Below are 6,983 nucleotides of genomic sequence, written 5' to 3'. Positions count from 1 at the left end.
ATCGGCGCCGTGCGCGCGCTGATGCCCCGTCTGGACGCGGCGACGCGGGCCGCCGAAGCGCGCGGTGCGACCGTGCTCCAGGCCGGCGTGCCGTTGTTCGCCGCGGCCGCCTCGGATCAAGCCGAACGCGAGATCCACACCATCGGCCTGGGGTCGCTGCTGGGCATCGTGGCCTTGACGCTGATGGCCTTCCGCTCGCTGCGACCGCGTCTGCTGGTGATGCTGTCGATGGCGGTCGGGCTGCTGGTCGCGACCTCGGTGACGCTGCTGTGCTTCGGCGAGCTGCACCTGGTGACGCTGGTCTTCGGCGTCAGCCTGCTGGGCGTGGCCGAGAACTACGGCACCAACTACTTCAGCGCCCGGCAGGGCCTGCCGCCCGCCGAGCGCTGGACCATGCTGGCGCGCCAGATCCCGGTGGTCAGCCTGGCGATGGCGACGACGGTGATCGGCTACGCGATGCTGGCGCTGCCGCCGTTCCCCGGGCTGCGGCAAGTGGCGGTGTTCTCCGCGACCGGCCTGGTCGCGGCCTTCGTGACCGTGCTGTGGTGGTTCCCGCTGCTGGACGGCCAGGGCCGCATGGCCCCGACGCGCTTCGCCGAGTGGCTGGGCGCGCGCCGCGCGCGGTGGCCCAGCCTGGGCGCGCGGGGACTGACGCTGCTGGGCCTGGGCACGCTGCTGCTGGCCGCGGCCGGCGCGAGCCGACTGCGCGTCGACGACGACATCCGCCAGCTGCAGTCCGCGCCGCCGGCGCTGGTCGCGCAGCAGCGCGAATTCGCCCGCTTGATGCAGGCGCCCGGCGTGGCGCAGTTCTTTGTCGTCCAGGGCGAGACCGAGCAGGCCCTGCTGGAACACGAAGAAGCCCTGACCGCCCGGCTGCGCGCCATGGGCCTGGGCGTGCAGGCGGTCAGCGACTGGCTGCCCTCGCTGCGCCGTCAGCGCGAGGACCAGGCCCTGGCCGCGCGCCGCATGACGGAGCTCCAGCCGGTGATCGAGGAACGGCTCGGACAGCCGGTGTCGCTCGGGCGCGGCGCCGCTGGCGAACTGACGCCGCGGGCCTGGCTGGACAGCCCCGCCAGCGAGCCGATGCGCGCGCAGTGGCTGGGCCGGCTGGGCGACGGACCCGCGTCTGCGGTGCTGCTGCGCGGCGCGGAGTCGCGCGAGACGCGCGACGCGCTGGCCGCCCTGCGCCTGCCGGGTGTGACCTGGGTCGACAAGGTCGGCGAGGTCAGCGACCTGCTCGGCCGCTACCGCGTGCTGATGATCGCCGTGCTGGTGCTGGGGCATGCGCTCACCTGGGCCGCGCTGGCCTGGCGTTTCGGCCGCGCGTCCTGGCGCGCGCTGGCGCCCACCGCGCCGTCTTCACCGCCATCGCGCTGTGGACCGGCGCCGCCTGGGGCAAGCCGACCTGGGGCACCTGGTGGGTCTGGGACGCGCGGCTGACCTCGGAGCTGCTGCTGCTGTTCCTCTATCTCGGCTACCTGGCCCTGGTCTCGGCCATCGACGACGTCCGCCGCGCCGATCACGCCGGGGCCTTGCTGCTGCTGGTCGGTGTCGTCAACGTGCCGGTCATCTACTTCTCGGTGAAGTGGTGGAACACGCTGCATCAAGGCGGGTCGATCCGCTTCGATGCCGCCCCGTCCATGGCGAGCTCGATGCTCGCCGGCATGCTGCTGATGGCGCTGGCCTGCTGGGCCTACGCGATCGCGGTCTCGCTGGCGCGCGCCCGCTGCCTGCTGCGCGAACGCCACCTGGAGGCACTGCCATGAGCCACGCGTTCTACCTCGCCATCGGCTGGGCCGCGGGCCTGCTGCTGCTGGTTGAAGTCCTGGAGCTGTGGCGCCGTGCCCGCCAATCGTCTCCGCTCCCTGAACCGGCCGGCGAGGAGGAGTCCGCTTGAAAGCCCGTCAACGCCGCCTGCTGGCCGTGCTGCTCGGTGTCGGTGCCCTCGGGCTCGCGACCGCGCTGGTGCTGCGCGCGCTGGGCGACAACGTCATGTTCTTCTTCAGCCCGACCCAGATCGCCGCGGCGCAGGCGCCGCGCGACGCCGCCTTCCGCCTCGGCGGGCTGGTGGAGCCGGCCTCGCTGCATCGCGACGCCGGCGACAGCCTCACCGTCCGCTTCGTCGTCACCGACCAGGTCCATCGCGTGCCGGTGCGCTATCGCGGCGTGCTGCCCGACCTGTTCAAGGAGGGCAAGGGCGTCGTCGTGGCCGGCCGCCTGCGCGGTGCGCACCATGCCGACGATGCCGCCGGCCGGCCCGCTCAGGATCGCGTCCTTGCCCTGGAAGCGGCGCGCCTCGGTCAGGCCGCCGGAGCTCTGCATGAAGAACAGCCGCACGCCCGGCATCTCGGCGGCGACCTGGTCGACGTAGCGGCGCAGGATCGGGCTCAGGTAGGCGTCGACCACGGTGGTGTCGCCGCGCGGGATCAGCTTCATCAGCGGGCTGACCTCGTGCGAGACCGAGATCTGCGTGAACCCGACCGCCTGCGCCAGGCGCTTGGCGGCCAGCTCATGCTCGGGGGCGCGCCAGCCGTGCAGGAACACGATGGCGCAGGCGCGCAGGCCGGCGTCGAAGGCCGATTGCAGGTCGACGCGCAGCGCGGCCTCGTCCAGCGGTCTGATCTCCACGCCCTGGGCGTCGACGCGCTCATCGGCTTCGATCACCCGCTCGTAGAGCAGCTCGGGCAGCTGGATGTGGCGCTCGAAGAGCTTGGGCCGCGCCTGCGTCGCGATGCGCAGCGCGTCGCGGAAACCGCGCGTCGTCACCAGCAGCGTGCGGTCGCCGCGGCGCTCCAGCAGCGCGTTGGTCGCCACCGTCGTGCCCATCTTCACGCAGTCGACGAGCGCCGCGGTGATCGCTTCGCCCGCCTTCAGGCCGAGCAGGCGACGGATGCCTTCGACCGCGGCATCGCGGTAGTGCTCGGGATTCTCGGACAGCAGCTTGAGCGTATGCAGCGTGCCATCGGGCGCGCGGCCGACCAGGTCGGTGAAGGTGCCGCCGCGGTCGATCCAGAACTGCCAGCGATCGGGGGTGGGAGTGGCTTGCATCGTGAGGTCCAGGAGGTCCGTTCCAGCACCCGGCATCCAGCGCCGGGCGCCCGTGATTCGAAGGGTTCGGGCCGCTCAGGCGGCGGCCGGCGCCAGCTCGCGACCGCGGGTTTCCGGCAGCGCCAGCGCCGCCAGGATCACCAGCCCGTAGCACAGCGCCGCCATCCAGCCCAGCGTCTGCCCCAGCGGGTACTGGGTGCTGAAGTGGCCGATCAGCGCCGGGCACGCGGCGCCGAGCGCCCGTCCGATGTTGTAGCAAAAGCCCTGGCCGGAGCCGCGCACGTCGCTGGGAAAGAGTTCGGCCAGGAAGGCGCCCATGCCGGAGAAGATGCCGGACAGGAAGAAACCCAGCGGGAAACCGAGCACCAGCATCGCCGCGTCGGTGATCGGCATCTGGGTGTAGGCCAGCACCAGCACGCCGCCCATCAGCGCGAACAGCATGAAGCAGCGGCGTCTTCCGATGGCATCGCAGAGCCAGGCGCTGGTCAGGTAGCCGGCGAAGGAGCCGGCGATCAGCACCAGCAGGTAGCCGCTGGTGCCCAGCACCGAGAGCTGCCGCTCGGTCTTGAGGAAGGTCGGCAGCCAGGTGGTCACCGAGTAGTACGCGCCCTGCATGCCGGTGGCCAGCAGGCTCGCCAGCACCGTGTTGCGCAGCAGCTCGGGCGAGAAGATGCGCAGGAAGTTGGCGCGCTGCCCGCGGGCCTTGGCACGCGCCTGCTCGGCCAGGTAGACCGGCGGTTCGTCGAGGTTGCGGCGGATGTAGAGGATCAGCAGCGCCGGCAGGATGCCGATCCAGAACAGCACCTTCCAAGCGGTCTCCGGCGGCAGCACCGAGTACAGCCCCCAGAACGCCAGCGCCGAGGCCGCCCAGCCGATCGCCCAGCTGCTCTGCACCAGGCCGGCCGCCTTGCCGCGGTGCTTGGCGTTGATCGTCTCGGCGATCAGCACCGAGCCCACCGCCCACTCGCCGCCCATGCCGAAGCCCTGCATCGCGCGGGTGAAGAACAGCTGCTCGAAGGAGGTGGTGAAGCCGCTGAGGAAGGTGAACAGCGCGAACCACAGCACCGTCCACTGCAGCACGCGCACCCGGCCGAAGCGGTCGGCCAGGACGCCCGCCGCCCAGCCGCCGATGGCCGAGGTCAGCAGCGCGCCGGTGGCGATCGCGCCGGCCTGGCCCTTGCTCATGCCCCAGGCCGCGATCAGCGTCGGGATGAGGAAGGTGTAGATCATGTAGTCGAAGCCGTCGACGGCATAGCCGGCGAAGGTCGCGGTCAGCGTGCGCCGCTCGGGGGGCGTGGTGTCTCGGAGCCACATGGTGTCGTCTTTCTTCGATGCCGGCGGCGCGCGCCGGCGGGGGACGGAGACGGCCGTCGCCTCGCGCGCGGGGCGGGCGGCGGCCGGGACGGTACTGCGGAGACGGGCGGATCGCGGCGGGGACTCAGGCCGCGAGCAACGCGCGATTCAGGAGATCGGTGACCAGCATGTGCCCCGGCACATGGGTGATGCAGAACGGCGGACGGGCCGTGGCGATCGCCGACTGCGGCGTGACGCCGCAGGCCCAGAACACCGGCAGCTCGCCGTCGTGCACATCGACGGCGTCGCCGTAGTCCGGCGTCGCGAGGTCGCGGATGCCGATGCGCGCGGGATCGCCCAGGTGCAGCGGCGCGCCGTGCACCTGCGGCAGGCGCGAGGTGATCTGCACCGCGCGGATCGCGTCGGCGGCCGTCAGCGGCCGCATCGAGACCACCGTCGGCCCGCGGAAGACGCCGGCGGGCGCCGTCTCGATGCTGGTGCGGTACATCGCGACATTGCGGCCCTGCTCGACGTGCCGCAGCGGGATGCCCTCGGCCAGCAGCGCATGCTCGAAGGAGAACGAGCAGCCGATGGCGAAGGCGACCAGGTCCTCGCGCCACCAGCGCGTGACATCGACCGGTTCATCGATCAGCTCGCCGTCCCGCCAGACACGGTAGCGCGGCAAGTCGGTGCGCAGGTCGAGGTCGGCGCCCAGCGCCGCCAGGAACGGGCTTCCGGGCTCGCTCACGCCGAGCAGCGGGCAGGCTTGCGGGTTCAGCGCGCAATAGCGGCGGAAGTCCTCGGCCAGGTCCGCCGGCAGGATCGCCAGGTTGGCCTGCACGTGGTCGCTGGCCAGTCCGCTGGTGTGGCCGCTGAAGCCGCCATGGCGCGCGGCGAGGCGCACCTCGAGCGCGCTGGACGCGGCGTCCAGGACGGGAAGATCAGCGGAGGGAAGATCGGCGACGGGATCGAGGCGGGCGGTCGGCAGGTTCATGGCGGGATCGCGAAGGCTGTCGGGCGATGCGACGCATTGTGGGAGTCGCCCACCCGCTCGATCCAATGGAAATTTTGCGCGTCGCCTCATCGATTTTTTCGATGAGGCAAGTAGCGATTCCGCTTAGCGCCGCGCAGGGGCCGATGCCATGCGGGGTTTCCCGGACGGACGCTGGCGCGCGACGTAGTCGAGCGCGGAGTCGAGCACCGACTCGGTGAGCTGCGAACTGGGATCCTCGCGGTAGCTCGCGTGCAGCGGCAGCGGCACCAGCTCGGCATCGCTGCGCAGCACGCGCAGCGAGAGCCGCTTCGCCAGCTGCTCCGCCACCGCCACCGGCAGCGTCGCGATGCCGAAGCCGCCCTCCACCAGCTGGACCATCGCCGAGATCGACGAGATCGCATGCACGCGGGGCAGCGGCAGGCCCGACTCCTGGAACATCTGCAGCAGCGCCTGATGCGGCTGGGAACCGCGCTGGAAGGTCAGCAGGTCGTGGTCGGCGAGGTCGGAGAGCCCGTAACGCCGCTTCGTGTGCAGGTCGGCGCGGCCGACGAAGCCCATCGGCATCGGCGCCATCGCCCGCGTGCGCACGCCGCCGGCATCGGCGGCCGGGATCGCCGCGAACACCAGGTCCTGCGCGCCGCGCCGCACCTGGTCCACCAGCACCGGCGAGGTCTCCACCGTCAACTCCAGCTCGAAGTCCGGATTCGCCGCCCGCATCTCCTGCAGCCAGCCGGTCAGCCAGCTGTGCACCACCGATTCGATCGCGCCGATGCGCAGCACCACCGGCCGGCCGGCGCCGCCGCCTGTGCCGCCCATTTCCTCCTTCACCTGGCGCTGCACCTCCAGCAGACGCTGCGCCAGCGTCTGGAAACGCTGGCCCGCGACGGTGAGCCGGAACTGCTTGTCGCGGCGGTCCAGCAGCACCACGCCCAGTTCCTCCTCCAGCGAGGCGATGCGGCTGGACAGCGCGGACTGCGTGATGTGCAGCTTCTCCGCCGCGCGGGTGACGCTGCGCAGCGAGGCGGCCCAGTGGAAGGCTTCGACAAAGCGGAGGTTCATGGCCGCGGATTATGGGCAGCCGCAATGAAGAAGGCCGCCCCGAAGGGCGGCCTCAGCCATTGCAGGATCAGCGGATCAGGAGATCACTTGTGGTACGCGGTCTCGCCGTGGGAGCTGATGTCCAGGCCCTCGCGCTCTTCCTCTTCGGAGACGCGCAGGCCGATCACCAGGTCGACGATCTTGAACGCGATCACCGACACCACGCCCGACCACACGATGGTCAGCACGACCGCCTTGAGCTGCGTCAGCACCTGCGAGCCGATCGAGTAGGCGTCCGCGGTGACCATGCTCGCGGTCACCCAGTCGCCGACCAGCGACGGGCCGCCCAGGCTGGGCGAGTTGAAGACGCCGGTCAGCAGCGCGCCGACGATGCCGCCCACGCCGTGCACGCCGAACACGTCCAGCGAGTCGTCCGCGCCCAGCAGCTTCTTCAGGCCGGACACGCCCCACAGGCAGGCGAAGCCGGCGATCAGGCCGATGACCAGCGCGCCGCCGATGCCGACGTTGCCGGCGGCCGGGGTGATGGCGACCAGGCCGGCCACGGCGCCCGAGGCGGCGCCCAGCATCGAGGCCTTGCCCTTGAGCAGCG

The 6,983-nt window shown here is 71.7% G+C and carries 4 protein-coding genes and 3 pseudogenes; 2 read left to right on the top strand and 5 right to left on the bottom strand.

Annotation, left to right across the window (positions count from 1 at the left end):
• Positions 1-1,332 precede the first annotated feature (1,332 nt).
• Both ccsA and FUT87_RS07840 read left to right on the top strand, forming a co-directional pair.
• Positions 1,333-1,766 (top strand): annotated as a pseudogene (ccsA, locus tag FUT87_RS31360) (cytochrome c biogenesis protein CcsA); the annotation flags it as partial.
• A gap of 157 nt (positions 1,767-1,923) precedes the next feature.
• Positions 1,924-2,166 (top strand): annotated as a pseudogene (locus FUT87_RS07840) (cytochrome c maturation protein CcmE); the annotation flags it as partial.
• 35 nt (positions 2,167-2,201) lie between these two features.
• On the opposite strand, the pseudogene FUT87_RS07835 reads toward FUT87_RS07840, so the two are convergent.
• The 5 genes and pseudogenes from FUT87_RS07835 to FUT87_RS07815 all read right to left on the bottom strand — a co-directional run.
• Positions 2,202-3,048: pseudogene (locus tag FUT87_RS07835) on the bottom strand (hydantoinase/oxoprolinase N-terminal domain-containing protein); the annotation flags it as partial.
• 75 nt (positions 3,049-3,123) lie between these two features.
• A complete protein-coding gene (locus tag FUT87_RS07830; RefSeq protein WP_147240665.1) occupies positions 3,124-4,362 on the bottom strand; it encodes an MFS transporter in 1,239 nt (412 codons plus the stop codon).
• Positions 4,363-4,486: 124 nt separating this feature from the next.
• The gene (locus FUT87_RS07825) at positions 4,487-5,335 is read right to left on the bottom strand and encodes a putative hydro-lyase (protein WP_147240664.1); all 849 of its coding nucleotides are present in this window, start codon (positions 5,333-5,335) and stop codon (positions 4,487-4,489) included.
• Positions 5,336-5,458: 123 nt separating this feature from the next.
• Positions 5,459-6,394, bottom strand: a complete 936-nt coding sequence (locus FUT87_RS07820) for a LysR family transcriptional regulator (protein ID WP_147240663.1) — start codon at positions 6,392-6,394, stop codon at positions 5,459-5,461.
• Positions 6,395-6,477: 83 nt separating this feature from the next.
• Positions 6,478-6,983: ammonium transporter (locus FUT87_RS07815; protein WP_404935371.1), on the bottom strand; the 506-nt coding region annotated here is incomplete at its 5' end.

This window comes from Mitsuaria sp. TWR114, from assembly GCF_007997345.1.
Note: the sequence above shows the minus strand (reverse complement) of the source record. Positions and strands in the feature narration are given on the sequence as shown.